15 protein-coding genes and 1 tRNA gene are annotated in these 15,590 nt (G+C 65.1%); 6 read left to right on the plus strand and 10 right to left on the minus strand.

The window, feature by feature from the left end; all coding sequences use genetic code 11:
* The first annotated feature begins 2 nt into the window (after nt 1-2).
* Nucleotides 3-1,130 carry a multifunctional CCA addition/repair protein gene (locus RND78_RS22700; RefSeq protein WP_312732252.1) on the plus strand — a complete coding sequence of 376 codons (1,128 nt, stop codon included), beginning with the start codon at nt 3-5 and terminating at the stop codon, nt 1,128-1,130.
* Between the two features lie 554 nt (nt 1,131-1,684).
* Here the strand turns inward: RND78_RS22700 and folK are convergent.
* Both folK and folB read right to left on the minus strand, forming a co-directional pair.
* A complete protein-coding gene (gene folK, locus RND78_RS22705) occupies nt 1,685-2,218 on the minus strand; it encodes a 2-amino-4-hydroxy-6-hydroxymethyldihydropteridine diphosphokinase (protein WP_312732253.1) in 534 nt (177 codons plus the stop codon).
* Nucleotides 2,215-2,568: a dihydroneopterin aldolase gene (folB, locus tag RND78_RS22710; protein ID WP_312732254.1), complete on the minus strand. Its 354-nt coding sequence runs from the start codon at nt 2,566-2,568 to the stop codon at nt 2,215-2,217. Before folB ends, folK begins: the two co-directional genes overlap by 4 nt.
* Before the next feature lie 109 nt (nt 2,569-2,677).
* On the opposite strand from folB, the gene plsY reads away from it, so the two are divergent.
* A complete protein-coding gene (gene plsY / locus RND78_RS22715) occupies nt 2,678-3,247 on the plus strand; it encodes a glycerol-3-phosphate 1-O-acyltransferase PlsY (protein WP_312732256.1) in 570 nt (189 codons plus the stop codon).
* 45 nt (nt 3,248-3,292) lie between these two features.
* On the opposite strand, the gene tsaD is transcribed toward plsY, so the two are convergent.
* On the minus strand, nt 3,293-4,318 hold the full coding sequence (tsaD, locus tag RND78_RS22720; RefSeq protein ID WP_312732257.1) for a tRNA (adenosine(37)-N6)-threonylcarbamoyltransferase complex transferase subunit TsaD: 1,026 nt from the start codon (nt 4,316-4,318) through the stop codon (nt 3,293-3,295).
* A 205-nt stretch (nt 4,319-4,523) separates the two neighbouring features.
* Between tsaD and rpsU the strand changes: the two genes are divergently transcribed.
* From rpsU to RND78_RS22740, 4 genes are all read left to right on the plus strand, one after another.
* Entirely contained in the window at nt 4,524-4,739 is a 216-nt protein-coding gene (rpsU, locus tag RND78_RS22725) for a 30S ribosomal protein S21 (RefSeq protein ID WP_007159750.1), read from the plus strand.
* A 151-nt stretch (nt 4,740-4,890) separates the two neighbouring features.
* Nucleotides 4,891-6,792 (plus strand): DNA primase, encoded by a 1,902-nt coding sequence (dnaG, locus tag RND78_RS22730; RefSeq protein WP_312732258.1) that lies wholly within the window; start codon nt 4,891-4,893, stop codon nt 6,790-6,792.
* A 77-nt stretch (nt 6,793-6,869) separates the two neighbouring features.
* Nucleotides 6,870-8,723, plus strand: coding sequence for an RNA polymerase sigma factor RpoD (rpoD, locus tag RND78_RS22735; RefSeq protein ID WP_312732259.1), 1,854 nt, complete (start codon nt 6,870-6,872; stop codon nt 8,721-8,723).
* Between the two features lie 104 nt (nt 8,724-8,827).
* Nucleotides 8,828-8,904 (plus strand) — tRNA-Ile (locus RND78_RS22740).
* An 81-nt stretch (nt 8,905-8,985) separates the two neighbouring features.
* On the opposite strand, the gene RND78_RS22745 is transcribed toward RND78_RS22740, so the two are convergent.
* From RND78_RS22745 to RND78_RS22775, 7 genes are all read right to left on the minus strand, one after another.
* The gene (locus RND78_RS22745; RefSeq protein ID WP_312732260.1) at nt 8,986-10,173 is read right to left on the minus strand and encodes a type II toxin-antitoxin system HipA family toxin; all 1,188 of its coding nucleotides are present in this window, start codon (nt 10,171-10,173) and stop codon (nt 8,986-8,988) included.
* Nucleotides 10,173-10,424: a helix-turn-helix transcriptional regulator gene (locus tag RND78_RS22750; protein ID WP_058794802.1), complete on the minus strand. Its 252-nt coding sequence runs from the start codon at nt 10,422-10,424 to the stop codon at nt 10,173-10,175. The genes RND78_RS22745 and RND78_RS22750 overlap by 1 nt, the downstream gene beginning before the upstream one ends.
* Nucleotides 10,425-10,564: 140 nt before the next feature.
* Entirely contained in the window at nt 10,565-11,146 is a 582-nt protein-coding gene (locus tag RND78_RS22755) for a DUF4337 domain-containing protein (protein WP_312732261.1), read from the minus strand.
* A 66-nt stretch (nt 11,147-11,212) separates the two neighbouring features.
* Complete coding sequence (locus RND78_RS22760; RefSeq protein ID WP_312732262.1) at nt 11,213-12,385, minus strand: Fic/DOC family N-terminal domain-containing protein; 1,173 nt, start codon at nt 12,383-12,385, stop codon at nt 11,213-11,215.
* A gap of 77 nt (nt 12,386-12,462) precedes the next feature.
* Nucleotides 12,463-13,722, minus strand: a complete 1,260-nt coding sequence (locus tag RND78_RS22765) for an acyltransferase (protein ID WP_312732263.1) — start codon at nt 13,720-13,722, stop codon at nt 12,463-12,465.
* Between the two features lie 159 nt (nt 13,723-13,881).
* Complete coding sequence (locus RND78_RS22770; RefSeq protein WP_312732264.1) at nt 13,882-14,760, minus strand: SMP-30/gluconolactonase/LRE family protein; 879 nt, start codon at nt 14,758-14,760, stop codon at nt 13,882-13,884.
* Between the two features lie 10 nt (nt 14,761-14,770).
* On the minus strand, nt 14,771-15,589 hold the full coding sequence (locus RND78_RS22775; protein WP_312732265.1) for an NAD(P)-dependent oxidoreductase: 819 nt from the start codon (nt 15,587-15,589) through the stop codon (nt 14,771-14,773).
* Nucleotide 15,590 lies beyond the last annotated feature (1 nt).

Below are 15,590 nucleotides of genomic sequence, written 5' to 3' on the forward strand. Positions count from 1 at the left end.
CTATGCAAATCTTCAAGGTGGGCGGCGCGGTGCGCGATCGCCTGCTCGGTCGCCCGGTCACCGAAGTCGACTGGGTCGTGGTGGGTGCCGACGCCGAAACCCTGGCCGCCCAGGGCTATCGCCCGGTGGGCGCCGACTTCCCGGTGTTCCTGCATCCCGAAACCGGCGAGGAATACGCCCTGGCCCGCACCGAACGCAAGAGCGGACGCGGCTACGGAGGCTTCACCTTCCATGCCGCGCCGGACGTCACCCTCGAACAGGACCTGATCCGCCGCGATCTGACCATCAATGCCATGGCCGAGGACGACGAAGGCCACGTCATAGACCCCTATGGCGGCCGCGCCGATCTCCAGGCGCGCCTGTTGCGCCATGTCTCCCCGGCCTTCGCCGAAGACCCGCTGCGGGTACTGCGCGTCGCCCGCTTCGCCGCCCGCTATTGCAGCCTGGGCTTCGCGGTGGCGCCCGAGACCCTACGGCTCATGCAGGACATGGTCGCCAGCGGCGAACTCGACGCCCTGACCGCCGAGCGACTGTGGAAGGAAACCTCCCGTGCCCTGCTCGAAGACCGCCCGGATGTCTTCATCCGGGTCCTCCATGACTGCGGCGCCCTGGCCGTGCTCTTGCCGGAAGTGACGGCAGGCCTGGAAGCCGACTCGCCTGAGCCAGGCGCGCGGCTCTATGCCACCCTGCGCCAGACCGCCGAGGTACAGGCCTCGCTGAACGTGCGCTGGGCCTGCCTGCTCCTGGAGGTACCGGAGGAACGACAGGCCGCTATCAACATCCGCCTCAAGGTCCCCCATGAACCCGCCGAGCTGGCGCTGCTGCTAGCCCGCTACTGGCCCACGGCCCTGCAAGCGGAGCGCCTGACACCGGAGGCCTGGTTCGAGCTGCTGCAGGGCTTCGACGTGCTGCGGCGCCCAGCGCGCTTCGACGAATTCCTACAGGCCTGTGCCTGCGTGGCGGCCACCAGGCCGGACGAGGAGGAACCACCGCTGGCCCTGCTACGCCAAGCGGCGGAGGTACTGCGCGGGGTGGCAGTGCAGCCGCTGGTCGCCCAGGGCTTCAAGGGTGCAGCCCTGGGCGAAGCCCTCAAGCGAGCCCGTATCGAAGCCCTGGCACAGCTCTCTTAGAACCTGTTCAAGATCTCTCGAGCTAGCGACAAACAAGGCCTAGGCGGCCCCGCGAAAATAGCTGGAAGCGGATCGGACCCGCGCCCGGGTTGACGAGAGGTAAATGAGCATTGCGATGGGGCCGACCAGGCCGGGCTGGCGACCCAAGCCGCGTTCAACGCCGTTTGGCCGACGCGCAGCAGATCGTGAACAGGTTCTTAGGTTGGCGCTGAGCGCAGCGAAGCCCCAACGTTGCTAGACCGAGCCCGCTTGGAGCCCTCATATATCGCGGCCATGGGCCGCTCCTACGGGCACAGGTGTAGCTGTAGGAGCAACTGTCTTATCGCTGTGGAGATACCTCACGTAGCGTGGAAAACGGCGCAGCCTTTTCCACTGGAGACTTGGTGGCGAGGAGGCCCTCACCCCAACCCTCTCCCGAGGGGGCTATCCGAGCGGGCGTTCTGTTTCATTAACCACGGCAAAGATCACGTCAAACCGGCGTACCTCTTCCTGTAGGAGCGGCCAATGGCCGCGATGCTCTCGGAAGCCGAAGCCAGAAACCCAACAGCAAGGCGCTACGACAGGTTGGCGCCGAGCAACGCCTCCGGTGTGAGATCCCCTCCGCGCCAAAGGAAGGATACCGGGCGCAATACCTGGGTGGTCTGGCCACGCATCTCCTGCCACAACTCGTCGAAGCGGCGGCCATCGCTCGGGTGCCGCCGTTCACCGGCCAGCAGCGCCAGGGGCCAGAGCACGAAGGCGTTGCGCAGGATCTCGGCGCGCGGCAGGGTCAGGCCGGCGACCTCGCCGGTCAGCTCGCCGTAGAGCAGGATGTCGATGTCCAACGGCAGACCCTGGCGATCCGGCGCATAGCGCCCGCTGCGGGTCTCGATGGCCTTGAGCGCCTGACTCAGGGTAGCGGGATCTAGGTCGGTGTCACCCGCGACGACCAGATTGAGGAAGGGCGCGCTGCGGATACCCACCGCCTCGCTCTCGAATACCGGTGAGCAGTGCAGGGCGGTCAGCAGCGTCGCGAGTTCGTCCAGCGCCATGCCCAGGTGCTGCTCGCGCTGGATATTGCTGCCCAGCCCCAGGTAAACGCGGGTCACGCCTGGCCCCGCTCGATCTCCACGCCCACGCCCCGCGCGGTCGGCACCGCACCGGGCTTGGTGATGCGCAGACGCAGCCAGGGCAGGGCGAACTCCGCCTGCAGCAGTGCCGCCAGGCGCTCGGCGAAGGTCTCGACCAGCTCGAAAGCCGTTTCGTGGGCGAAGGCGGTGATGCGCTCCGCTACCGCCGCATAGTTCAGGGTGTGTTCGAGTTCGTCGTGCTCGGCAGCCGGGCGGATGTCCCAGCCCATGGTGAGATCGATGCGCAGGCACTGGCGGATGTCACGCTCCCAGTCGTACACCCCTATCACGGTGTCGACCTCCAGCCCCTCGATGAAAACCTTGTCCACTGCCTTCGCCTCGCACCTTTGCCGTGCTCTATTGATCGTCGCCGCCGGCCTATCGTCGGGCGGCGGGCTGTCGGTAGAATCGAACCATACCCTGGCGCGGAACCCTACCATGTTCTGGCTGCTGCTCCTGCTAGCCTATCTGCTGGGCTCGCTATCCTTCGCCGTGCTGCTCAGTCGCCTGTTCGGCACCCGCGACCCACGTCACGACGGCTCCGGCAATCCCGGAGCCAGCAACATGTTGCGCCTGGCCGGCCGCAAGCTGGCCCTGCTGACCCTGGCCGGCGACTTGGCCAAGAGCCTCATCCCGGTGCTCGTCGCCCAGCAGTTGGCACTCTCCCCGCTGCAACAGGCCTGGATCGGCCTGGCTGCCGTGGTCGGCCACCTCTATCCTCTGTATTTCCATTTCCGCGGCGGCAAGGGCGTGGCCACGGCCGCCGGTCTGCTGATGGGGCTCTATCCACCCGCGGCCTTGCTGGGTCTGGTGCTCTGGGCCACGGTGTTCGCCGCCCTGCGCATCGCCTCCCTGGCGTCGCTGGTCGCCGTGCTCGGCATCCTGCCGCTGTTCGCCTGGCAGCGCCCGGACCTGCTGGCACCGATGCTGCTGCTCGCCGCCCTCATTTTGATTCGCCATCGCCATAATCTGCGCGCCCTGCGTCAGGGCACCGAGCGTCATTTTTGACTCTGGCGCTACGCAGGGATTGCCCAGCGACGTCACCCGCCCACCTCAAAGCGCCGCCAGCTGCTCCATGGGCCAGCGCGCCTTGACGGCAATGGCCGGCCCCTCGTGCTGGCCGGCCAGCAGCCGCTGGCAACCGGCGTAGGCGATCATGGCGCCATTGTCGGTGCAGAAGCGCGGTCGGGCATAGAAGACGTGACCACCCAGCTCACCGAGCATCTGCTCCAGCGTCTCGCGCAGCGCACGGTTGGCACTGACGCCGCCGGCGATCACCAGCGACTTGAGCCCGGTCTGCTTCAGTGCGCGCTTGCACTTGATCGCCAGGGTCTCGACCACCGCCGTCTGGAACGCCAGAGCGATGTCGCAACGGGTCTGCTCGCTGTCGTCACCGGCCGCCTGGCAGCGCTGCCAGGTGGTGAGGGTGAAGGTCTTCAGACCGCTGAAGCTGAATTCCAGGCCCGGGCGATCGGTCATGGGCCGCGGGAAGACGAAGCGACCTGCTACGCCGCGCTCGGCCAGGCGGGCGATCTCAGGTCCGCCCGGATAACTTAGCCCCAGCAGCTTGGCGGTCTTGTCGAAGGCCTCGCCGGCGGCGTCGTCCAGGGATTCGCCCAGCACGGTGTAGCGGCCGATGCCATCGACCTGCACCAGTTGGGTGTGGCCACCGGACACCAGCAGGGCGACGAAGGGAAATTGCGGCGGTGCCTCTTCGAGCATGGGCGCCAGCAGATGGCCTTCCATATGGTGCACGCCCAGGGCCGGTACGCCCCAGGCCAGGGCCAGCGCCTGGGCGCAGGCCGCCCCCACCAGCAGGGCGCCGACCAGGCCGGGGCCGGCGGTGTAGGCGATGGCGTCCACCTCGTCCGGACGGCTGCCCGCCCCGTCCAGCACTTCGCGGATCAGCGGCAGCATGCGTTTGACGTGATCGCGCGAGGCCAGCTCCGGGACCACGCCGCCATAGACGCGGTGCAGATCGATCTGGCTGAACAGCGCATCGGCCAGCAGGCCCCGTTCGCTGTCGTAGAGCGCGACGCCGGTTTCATCGCAGGACGTTTCCAGTCCCAGAACACGCATGGAGATAAGCCTTCGAGGGTATAAGATGTCAGGCTGCGCATGATAAGCGCCGCTTCCAGCACCGGCCAGCGCTTTTCATCCGCCGGGGCTTGGCAGCGGGGCGGTTGAGGCGTTACTATCCGCAACCCTTAAAAACCGACGCTTCCCGTGCCCTTTTGCCGCTAGCGTTGGATTAAACCTCGGTAAATTTGAAGGTACGACCTGGATGCCCAACGTCAAAGTCAAAGAAAACGAACCCTTCGACGTAGCGCTGCGTCGTTTCAAGCGTTCCTGCGAGAAGGCCGGTGTACTGGCCGAAGTTCGTAGCCGCGAGTTCTACGAAAAGCCCACCGCCGAGCGCAAGCGTAAAGCTGCCGCCGCGGTCAAGCGCCACGCCAAGAAAGTACAGCGCGAGCAGCGCCGTCGCGAGCGTCTGTACTGAGTTACAGCGCTCTCCTGGCGTCACAAGCAACCCGACCTCTGGTCGGGTTGTTCGTTTCTGGCATTCCCGCTTCGCCCTAGACACCCGCTGGCGCTAGACTGCCCTCCTCGCTCCACCTTCCGCCACTCGCTCCTCCATCCAGACGCTGACCATGGCCGGACTCATCCCGCAAGGCTTCATCGACGACCTGCTCAACCGCACCGACATCGTCGAAGTGGTGGGTGCGCGGGTGAAGCTCAAGAAGGCCGGCAAGAACTGGATGGCCTGCTGCCCCTTCCACAACGAGAAGACGCCCTCCTTCAGCGTCAGCCCCGACAAGCAGTTCTACTACTGCTTCGGCTGTGGCGCCGGCGGCAACGCCCTGGGCTTCATCATGGACCACGACAACCTCGAATTCCCCGAGGCGGTCGAGGAGCTGGCCAAGAAGGCCGGTGTGGACGTGCCGCGGGAAGAGAGTGGCGGTCGGCGCAAGCCGCGGCAACCCACGGATTCGCCGCTCTACCCGCTGCTGGCCGCCGCCGCCGAGTACTATCGCCTGGCGCTGCGCAACCATCCCAAGCGCCAGGCCGCGGTGGACTACCTAAAGAAGCGCGGCCTTACCGGCGAGATCGCCCGCGATTTCGGCCTGGGCTTCGCCCCGCCGGGCTGGGACAACCTGGGCAAGCACCTGGGTGGCGATGACCTGCAGCAGAAGGCCATGCTCGACGCCGGCCTGCTGGTGGAAAACGCCGAGAGCGGCAAGCGTTACGATCGCTTCCGCGACCGAGTGATCTTCCCGATCCGCGACAGCCGGGGCCGGGTCATCGCCTTCGGCGGTCGGGTGCTGGGCGACGACAAGCCCAAGTACCTCAACTCGCCGGAGACCCCGGTTTTTCACAAGGGCCAGGAACTCTACGGCCTGTTCGAGGCGCGCAAGCACAACCGCGACCTGGACGAGATCCTCGTCGTGGAAGGCTACATGGACGTCATCGCCCTGGCCCAGCAAGGCATCCGCAATGCCGTGGCCACCCTGGGCACCGCCACCAGTGAAGAGCACATCAAGCGGCTGTTCCGCATCGTGCCGAGCATCCTGTTCTGCTTCGACGGCGACCAGGCCGGCCGCAGCGCTGCCTGGCGCGCCCTGGAGTCAGCCCTGCCGGTGCTCAAGGACGGCTTCCGCGTACGCTTCCTGTTCCTGCCCGAAGGCGAGGACCCGGACAGCCTGGTGCGTGCCGAGGGCGCGGATGCCTTCCAGGCCCGCTTCGTCCAGCAGGCCCAGCCGCTGGCCGAGTATTTCTTCCAGCAGCTGATGATCGAGGCGGACCCGGCCACCCTGGAGGGCAAGGCCCACCTCGCTACCCTGGCCGCACCGCTGATCGAGAAGATCCCCGGCAACAACCTGCGCCTGCTGATGCGCCAGCGTCTGAGCGAACTCACCGGCCTGGGCAACGACGCCCTGAGCCAGCTGGCGCCCTCCGCCCCACCGCAAGATGCCCCGCCCATGGACTATGGCGACTACGCCTACGCCCATGCCGAGGAAGCCCCGGCGCAACAGCAGTGGACGCCACGCCGCGAGGGCAAGGGTGGGGGCAAGGGCTGGAAAAAGGACTTCAATGGCAAGGGCGGCGGTGAACGCATTCCGCGCCAACCCCCGGTCAAGGTGGAAACGCCGGTATTGGCGGCGCTGCGCAGCCTGCTGCATCACCCGACCCTGGCCCAGGCGGTGCAGGATGCGCGCAACCTGGCCGAGGAAAGCGATCAGTACGCCCAGTTACTGGTCGCCCTGGTCGAGGCGCTGCAGAAGAAACCGGGGCAGAGCACCCTGCAACTCATCGCTCGCTGGCACGGCACCGAACAGGGACGGCTCTTGCGCGCCCTGGCGGAAAAAGAATGGCTGATCGCCGGCGACAACCTTGAACAACAGTTTTTCGACACCATAACGAGGTTAGCCGCCAGCCAGCGTGATCGCTCGCTGGAGCAACTCCTACGCAAGGCGCGACAGAGCGAGCTGAGCTCCGAAGACAAGGACCGCCTACGCGAACTCCTTAGCCGTCCAGCGGGCACCGTGACCTAACTGGCACGGACACCGTCTAACCGGCTATAATGTTCAGCTTATTTTTGCCCGCCTAAGCCTTCAGTGGAAGGGTACCTATGTCCGGAAAAGCGCAACAGCAATCCCGTCTGAAAGAATTGATCGCCCGTGGGCGTGAGCAGGGCTACCTGACTTACGCGGAGGTCAATGACCACCTACCGGAGGATATTTCAGATCCGGAACAGGTGGAAGACATCATCCGCATGATCAATGACATGGGGATCAACGTATTCGAGACCGCGCCGGACGCCGATGCCCTGCTGCTGGCGGAGACCGATACCGACGAAGCCGCCGCCGAAGAAGCCGCCGCCGCCCTGGCCGCGGTGGAGAGCGATGTCGGCCGTACCACGGACCCGGTGCGCATGTACATGCGTGAAATGGGTACCGTGGAACTGCTGACCCGCGAAGGCGAGATCGAGATCGCCAAGCGCATCGAGGAAGGCATCCGCGAAGTCATGGGCGCCATCGCCCAGTTCCCGGGCACCGTCGACTACATCCTCAGCGAATACACCCGCGTCACCACCGAAGGCGGTCGCCTGTCCGACGTCCTCGCCGGCTACATCGATCCCGACGACGGCAGCCTGCCGAACGAAAGCGATGAGCTGCCTGTCCCGAACAAGGCTACCGACGCCAAGGCCGTGGACGACGAGAAGGAAGAAGAGGAAGAGAGCGACGACGCCGACGAGGAAGAAGGCGACGGCGGCCCGGACCCGGAAGAAGCCCGCCTGCGTTTCGGCGCAGTCGCCGAGCAGTTGGACAAGACCCAGAAGGTAATGAAGAAGCACGGCCGCGACGATGATCGCACCGTGGAAGAATTCGTCGCCCTGGCCGTGCTGTTCTCGCCGATCAAGCTGGTGCCCAAGCAGTACGAAGCGCTGGTGACCCGCGTCCGCGAGGCACTGGAGCGGGTGCGCGGCCTCGAGCGCGCCATCATGCAGCTCGCCGTACGCGATGCGCGCATGCCGCGTGCCGACTTCCTGCGCCACTTCCCGGGCAACGAGACCAACACCGACTGGACCGCCGGCCTGCTCAAGGGCAAGCCCAAGTACGCCGAAGGTCTCGAGCGCTTCCAGGCCGACATCCAGGCCAAGCAGACCCAGCTGGCCGAGCTGGAGCGTGACTACGAGCTGAAAGTCTCGCAGATCAAGGACATCAACCGCGCCATGTCCATCGGCGAGGCCAAGGCTCGCCGTGCCAAGAAGGAAATGGTCGAGGCCAACCTGCGCCTGGTGATCTCCATCGCCAAGAAGTACACCAACCGCGGCCTGCAATTCCTCGATCTGATCCAGGAAGGCAACATCGGCCTGATGAAGGCGGTGGACAAGTTCGAATACCGCCGTGGCTACAAGTTCTCCACCTACGCCACCTGGTGGATTCGCCAGGCCATCACCCGGTCCATCGCCGACCAGGCGCGCACCATCCGCATTCCGGTGCACATGATCGAGACGATCAACAAGCTGAACCGGATCTCCCGCCAGATGCTGCAGGAGATGGGGCGCGAGCCGACCCCGGAAGAGCTGGGCGAGCGCATGGAGATGCCCGAGGACAAGATCCGCAAGGTGCTCAAGATCGCCAAGGAGCCGATCTCCATGGAGACACCCATCGGCGACGACGAGGATTCGCACCTGGGCGATTTCATCGAGGACAGCTCCATGCAGTCCCCGATCGAAGTGGCCACCAGCGAAAGCCTCAAGGAAGCCACCCGCGACGTGCTCTCCGGCCTCACCGCCCGTGAAGCCAAAGTCCTGCGCATGCGCTTCGGCATCGACATGAATACCGACCACACCCTCGAGGAAGTGGGCAAGCAGTTCGACGTCACCCGCGAGCGTATCCGCCAGATCGAAGCCAAGGCCCTGCGCAAGCTGCGCCACCCGTCCCGCAGCGAACACCTGCGCTCCTTCCTCGACGAGTAAGGCGCCCACGCTGCAGCAGAAACCGGAGCCCAGGCTCCGGTTTTTTTATGCCCGACAAGGGTTTGGCGATCCTGCCCACCCCCGGTATACTCCACCGCGCTATAGGGCCTATAGCTCAGTTGGTTAGAGCAGAGGACTCATAATCCTTTGGTCCACGGTTCGAGTCCGTGTGGGCCCACCAGCTTTCAGGAGCCGCGCATTGCGCGGCTTTTTTGTGCCTGGGCTTTGGGCTTTTGCCCTGCCTTTCCCGAGTCCTACTGCTTCAGCCGAACGTCTGCACGAAGGGCGCAGCGCAATGCCGGATGGCAGAGACCACCTGTGGCGCCTGGATGCAAAGCTCAGTCGAACGCTGCAGTACCCGTTCCAGCGCCTCCAGTTGGAACCGGATCACCTCAGCCGGTCGTTCAACGTCGCAGACACGCGCAAAGTCCAGCAGGCCCTGGCGCGAGGCGAACAGCGACTTGTTGCCCATCAACTCCAGCGCCAGGACATCCTCGGGAATGTAGGCGGTGGTGTTGACGATGTCGTAGGCGGGCGCCAGCCGGGCATCACGCTGGGCAGGATTGGAATAGAGCAGCCCGACGTTCTTCAGGTGGGCATCGCCGTTGCCGAGGATGCAGCTTAGGCTCACCATGGCGAAGAGTTGCGCCAATGAGGAGCGGACCTGATCAGGCGCGCAGAACAGGCGGATGGCCTTGGCAATGGCCGAGTAGCTTTTGCTGTATTTCTGCTCCGCCGCCAAGCCCATCAACGCCGCCATATCTTCGAAACCGAGAGGATCGAGATGCTCATCGCGGTCGAAACGACGCATGACGAAGAGCTTGGCGTTGCTGGAAAGATGGAACTCCGGCACCGGAATGCCCGCTTCGCGGGCTACGGACATGCAGAGGTATTCGTTGATCGCCAGGCCCGGAAACTCGGCGCTGCCACTTTTGATGATCAACTCGGCGGTTCTCGACGTGAAGCGGGCATCCTCTCGCTCAGGTACCAAGACCTTGGGCTGTACGCCGGAGATACCGGCGCGCAGGATGTAGCGATCCACCAATTCGACGAACAGGTCTTCCGTGCCATCCCAGGCGAGGATCTCGCTAAGCCGTTCGCCTGGAAAGCGCTGGCGCTCCAGCAAGGCATCGATCTCGGGAGAGGCGACCGTCACGCGGCCGATGGGCGAGCTACTGCCGGTGAGCGCCAGCAGGGCCATGGGATCGAGAGGGACCAACTTGGCCAGCCGGTTACGTAGCTGCTCCAGTACGTAACCTTCCGGTAAATTCATCTGGAAGATTGGATGCAGCTCGCGGCGACGATAGTCATCCAGGCGCACCGGCATCAGCAAACTGACGGCGGCCTGCGCAGAGGCTTCATCTTGGTAACGGAACAGGTAATCGCCATCCTGAGATACGAGCGCTCCGCTCTCGCCTGACGGGGTTGCGACGCGCAGCCGGGTCTTCATCAGTCGAACACCCCTTGGATCTCGTCCAGTGTCGGCAAAGCGGCGGGGACTACCGCCAGCTCGCAATCCAAGGCTGCGAGTGCGCGCGCATAGGCGGCCATACCGACACGAGGGTCTCCTCGCTCCACGGCGATGATTTTCTGGCGGGTAAGCCCTGCCAGTTCGGCAAGGTTTGCCTGGGTCAGGCCTCGATTAAGGCGACGCTGGCGGAGTTGGCTGCCGAGACGCTGGCTGATGAGCTCGCTGTCCATGTTCTGTATGCGTAACAAGGTCAATGACTTGTAACGTATACAGAACTCGACAGCCCAGTAAAGCTAATTCTATCGCTCTTAGCAGGCTGTTCTCTCTTTGAGAGCCGCCTGACGGTCGCTATCTGGCAATGCCTTGATGACTAGACATGCAACAGCGCCAATACCCCAACCACCACCCCTGCCCCCGCCACGCCATACACCGCCGCCTGCAGCCAGCGGCGCCGCGTCAGCAGGGTGATGGCGGCCAGGGAGATGGCGACCTGCATGAGCATGGTGGCCTGGGCCCAGCGGTGGTGGCGATGGAGTTGGGTTTCGCTCAGGGATTCGTTGGCTTGTACCTTCACTTCCAGGGCTTCGGCCTTGGTGCGGATCTCGGCCTTTTGCTGGGCGTAGCGTTGGCTGTCCTGGGTGAAGCGTTGGGCGGTGTCGGGGTTGGTCGCGAGGGCGGCACCTAGGTCGGCGAGATTCTGTTTTTCGCCCTTGGCCTGGTAGTAGCCCCACTGGTTGGCGGCTTCGGTCTTGGCGATGGCTTCTTCGTTCTTGTAGTAGAGCGCCAGGCTCTCGGCGTTGCCGCCCTGGTAGGCGCAGAGGGCGCCTAGCGTCGCCAGGATGGCGGTGGTGACGGCGATGCGGCCGGTAAGGCTATCGCGGTGCTGGGCGCCGTGGGCGGCGTGTTCCACTTCGTGATCGTGGGGGCCGTGGACTTCGTATTCGCTGGACAAGGCTCAGCTCCGCTGCGGATTCCTGCGGCGAGGCTAGCCGGGCAGGCTTAAGGCGATCTTAAGGTGTTAATCCTGGCTCAACCGGTCGAGTAACTCGCGAGCATGGTAGACCCGATGGCGACGCTGCGCCGGCTCGCTAAGGATGCCGCAGTTGACCAGAATCTCTAAGGCCTTGTTGGCCGTTGGAAAGGACACGCCGAGCCATAGCTGTACCTGGCGCACGGTCACGACCGGCTGGGCCAGTAGTAGGCGGGGCAGCTTGAGCGCCGCAGCGTCACGGCGTAATCCGAGCGCTTCGAGTTGCTTTTGCCAGCGCTGCTCCATCGCCGTCATATCCTGGGCGATGGTTAAGGCGGAGCGACAGGCATGGGTGACAGCCTCGGCCAGGAAGGTGCACCAGGGAGCCCAGTCGCCACGAAGCTGCGTAGCCGCCAGGGTATCGTAGTAGTCCCGCCGATTACGTAGCAGGAAGCCGGAGAGGTACAGCGGTGGATAACCCTCGGTGGCCAGCAGCAATGGCAACAGCAGGCGCCCAACCCGCCCATTGCCGTCGACGAAGGGGTGGATGGTCTCGAACTGGGCATGCGCGAGAGCCAACTGCGCAACGATGGAGAGCTCACCCTGTTCGTCCTCACCAGGCGTGTACTGCAGCACATCGCGCACGAAGGCAGCCATACAATCCGCTAGGTATTCAGGTGGCGGCGGCACGAGGGTGGCATCCTCGATCCGTCGGCCCTGGCCGATCCAGACTTGAGTGAGACGGTATTCACCTGGTCGATAGGCTTCCCCAGCGTCATGCATCAGTTCTGCATGCAGTTGCTTGACCAGACGTTCATCCAAGGCCGCTCGGCTGCCCTGTTGGCGATAGCTGGCAAGCCCAAATTCCAGCGCCTGCACGTAGCGCTGGGTAATGCCCGCATCGGCGGGCAAGCCCTCGCCACCCGTCACTTCATACTCGAACAGTTCAGGAAGCTGCGTGCGGGTGCCCTCGATCTGCGAGCTGTGTACCGCTTCCCGCCGTGCCAGGGTACGGGTGATCAGGTCGTGGTTGGGCAGCAGTTGGCTGGAAATCTTGAGCATACCCAGAGCCTCTTTGGCGTCCTGCAAGGCGCGGTCCAGTTTGGCCCCGCTAGGCAACCGACGCGGCACGGGCGGAGGCACTAGCGCGTGGCAATGGGGATAGTCTGGACAGCGAACCAGGCAGGCCTGGCGCTCGGGACTCAAATCCTGCTTTCGCATGGCATTATCCGTTAATAAGCAATCGGCTTATTAAAGGATAACTCATCAAACCTTAATAAGCGCCTAGCCTATGTAAGTTAAAGCTTGGGCAGCCGGGCCTGCAGCCAGCGCCGCAACGGGCCGGCTACCCAGCGCTGCATGGCCAAGCCAAGGAGGACGATGAGCGCCAGGTGCAGCGGCAGCATCCAGCCGGGTATGGGGATGGGCAGTGCCAGTGCCTCGCCGACGTCTTCGGCCAGGTCTTCGAGACTGTCGCCGGCCAGGTGCATCCAGCCCAGCAGGGTGCGGGTCCAGGGTTCGAGCACGCCGATCAGTGGGGTATGGACGGCGAAGATACACAGCGAGGCCTCGCCGAGGCGCCGGGCCAGGCGGCGCACACCGGCGCGGCCGGGCTCGCCGAAGGTAGCGCAGGCCAGCAGTACCGCGGCTTGGAAGGGCGTCAGCAAGCCGTTGTGGACCAGGTAGAACCAGCGACGACCATCGCCCTCCAGCAGCAGGGCGCCGAGCCACAGGCCGGTGAGGCCGAATAGCAGCAGGGGTACGCGCAGGCGCTGGGTCGTCTCGGCCACCCAGGGCTCCTGCATGGCGCGATAGAGCAGGATGCCGAGCAGGAATTCCGGCAGGCGGATCAGCGGATTGCGGTGGATGACGCCCACGGTGACGGTGTCGAAGGCCTGGGCCCAGGTGGCCAGCAGCGGGCCGAGCAGATAGAGGCCCCAGAGGGTGGCGGCGGCCAGGGCCCAGCGACGCAGGCGCATCAGGCGCGGGCCGAGCAACGGAAACAGCAGGTAGAAGAACAGCAGCGCCGAGATCGACCAGGCGGCGCCGTTGAGCCAGAGGAAGCGCGGCTCCCAGGATTGCAGCAGGAGCAGTTGCAGCAGCACGTGGGTGGTGGCGGCCAGCCAGGAGAGCGGCAACATCTCCTCCAGCTCGTTACCCTCCTCCAGGTGCAGGTAAGGGTGCTGGTTGTAGTAGACCGGCACCCCGTGCTCCAGCCAGGAGTCCTGGGACAGCCAATAGGCCAGGCCCAGGGCCACCAGCAGGGTGAGCAGGTGAATGGGATAGAGATTGCACAGGCGGCGCAGCACGAAGCCGCGGGAGCTGCCCTTGAGTGCGCCCTGGCGATCCAGACTGACGTGGGCCAGCAGGAAGCCGGACAGCAGGAAGAAGGTGCTGGTGGCGAAGAAGCCCATGCCGGCCAGGCGGCGGAAGGCATCCGGTAGATCGCTGTAGAGCCCGCCCAGGTGGTAGACGACCATGTACAGCGCCATGAGGAATCTCAGCCATTCCAGGCCGTAGTAACGGACAGTGGGACGGTGGGCGGGCAGTGTCGTCATGGCGGCGCGGTACGGCAGTAAAACTGGATTATAAGCCGCTTGGCCGCCGTGCCCGGCAAAGAAGATGACAAAACCATGACAACCGGTGTCCCGACGTTACTGGACACCGATCAGGGCGAGGTCTCGTCCTCGCCGCCATACCTCTGGAGTTGCCCCTGGTTAACCGCGGAAAGCCGGCTCCGCTAGCCCCTGCACCCCAGGGTTCAGGGCGAACAATCCACCCGCCAGCGGCTGGTCGCTGAGATCGCCGCCCGGGCGGATGGAGGTGACGAACAGGGTGTCCAGGTTGCACCCGCCGAAGGCGCACATGGCGGGCTTCTTGACCGGCACGGCCAGGGAGCGGTCGAGGCGACCATCCGGGGTGAAGCGGTGGATCAGGCCGGCGTCGTTGCCGCAGATCCAGTAGCAGCCGTCGACATCCACCGCGGCGCCATCGGGCCGGCCGGGATGGGCGTTCATGTCGACGAACAGCCGTCGGTTGCTGGGTGTGCCGGTATCCGGGTCGTAGTCGAAGGCCCAGATCAGCTGCCGGCTGGGGTGGGAATCGGACAGGTAGAGGATGCGGCCGTCGGGACTCAGGGCCAGGCCATTGGGGACGATAAGGTCGTCCAGCAACAGCCGGGCGCCCTCGCCTGCCGTGTGGCTGTAGAGACGGCCAGCCGCGATGCCCTGGGCCATGTCCTGCACCATGGTGCCCACCAGGAAGCGGCCCTGGCGGTCGCACCGGCCATCGTTGCATCTCATGGACGGCTGGGCATGGTCGAGGGTGACCCGGCGTTCGCCGCTCAGCTCGCCGGAGGCTTCGGGCTGCAGGGCGAAGAGCCCGCTTTCCAGGCCGGCGAGCCAGCCACCGTCTGCGCGGGCAGCGATGCAGGCGAGCATTTCCGGCGCGCTCCAGCTGTCCAGGGCACCGGCCGGGGTCCAGCGATGCAGGCGCTTGGCAGGGATGTCGACCCAGTAGAGCGCCTGTTCGGCGAACTGCCAGACCGGACACTCGCCGGTAGCGTTGCGGGCATCGACGAGCAGTTCGGCAGTCATTGCAGGCATCTCAGTCGTCGAAGGGGCCGGTGGCGACGAAGGCGCCGCCCTGGTAGACCCGCGACGGATCATCCGCCGCCGGCAGAGGCTGGGACTCGACCTTGGCGCGGAATGGTTCGGAGCTGTCCTTGGGCTGGAAGCCCAGGTGCGCGGCCAGGCGATTGTCCCACCAGCTGTCGCGGTTGTTGGAGGCGCCGTAGACGATGGTGTGGCCGACGTCGGGGGTGGTCAGGCTGCGCAGGATGAGGTCGGTGAGGTCTGCGTAGCTCAGCCAGGTGGCGAGCATCCGGCGGTTCTGCGCCTCGGGGAAGGAGGAGCCGATGCGGATGCTCACCGTCTCGATGCCATGGCGGTCGAAATAGAAACTGGCCAGATCTTCGCCGAAGGCCTTGGACAGGCCGTAGTAGCTGTCCGGGCGCTGGGGCACGCTGGCGTCGATGCGCTGGTCCTGGCGATAGAAGCCGATGACATGGTTGGAGCTGGCGAAGACGATGCGCTTCACGCCGTGACGCCGCGCCGCCTCATAGAGGTTGAAGGTGCCACGGATATTGGCCTCGAGGATGGGTTCGAAGGCGTGCTCGGTGGAGATGCCGCCGAAGTGCAGGATGGCGTCGACCCCTTCCACCAGGGCGTGGACGCCGGCCTTGTCAGCCAGGTCGCAGGTGACCACCTCTTCCGCCGCATCTTGAGCGGGTTCCATCGGGGCGATGTCGGACAGGCGCAGGATCTTGGCGTGGGGCTTGAGCCGCTGGCGCAGCTCCTTGCCCAGACCGCCAGCGGCACCGGTCAGCAGCAGACGATGGAAGGGTGAAGACTGGACTTCGGACATG

The sequence above is a fragment of the Pseudomonas oryzihabitans genome (assembly GCF_032027545.1).
GTDB classification, from domain to species: domain Bacteria; phylum Pseudomonadota; class Gammaproteobacteria; order Pseudomonadales; family Pseudomonadaceae; genus Chryseomonas; species Chryseomonas oryzihabitans_F.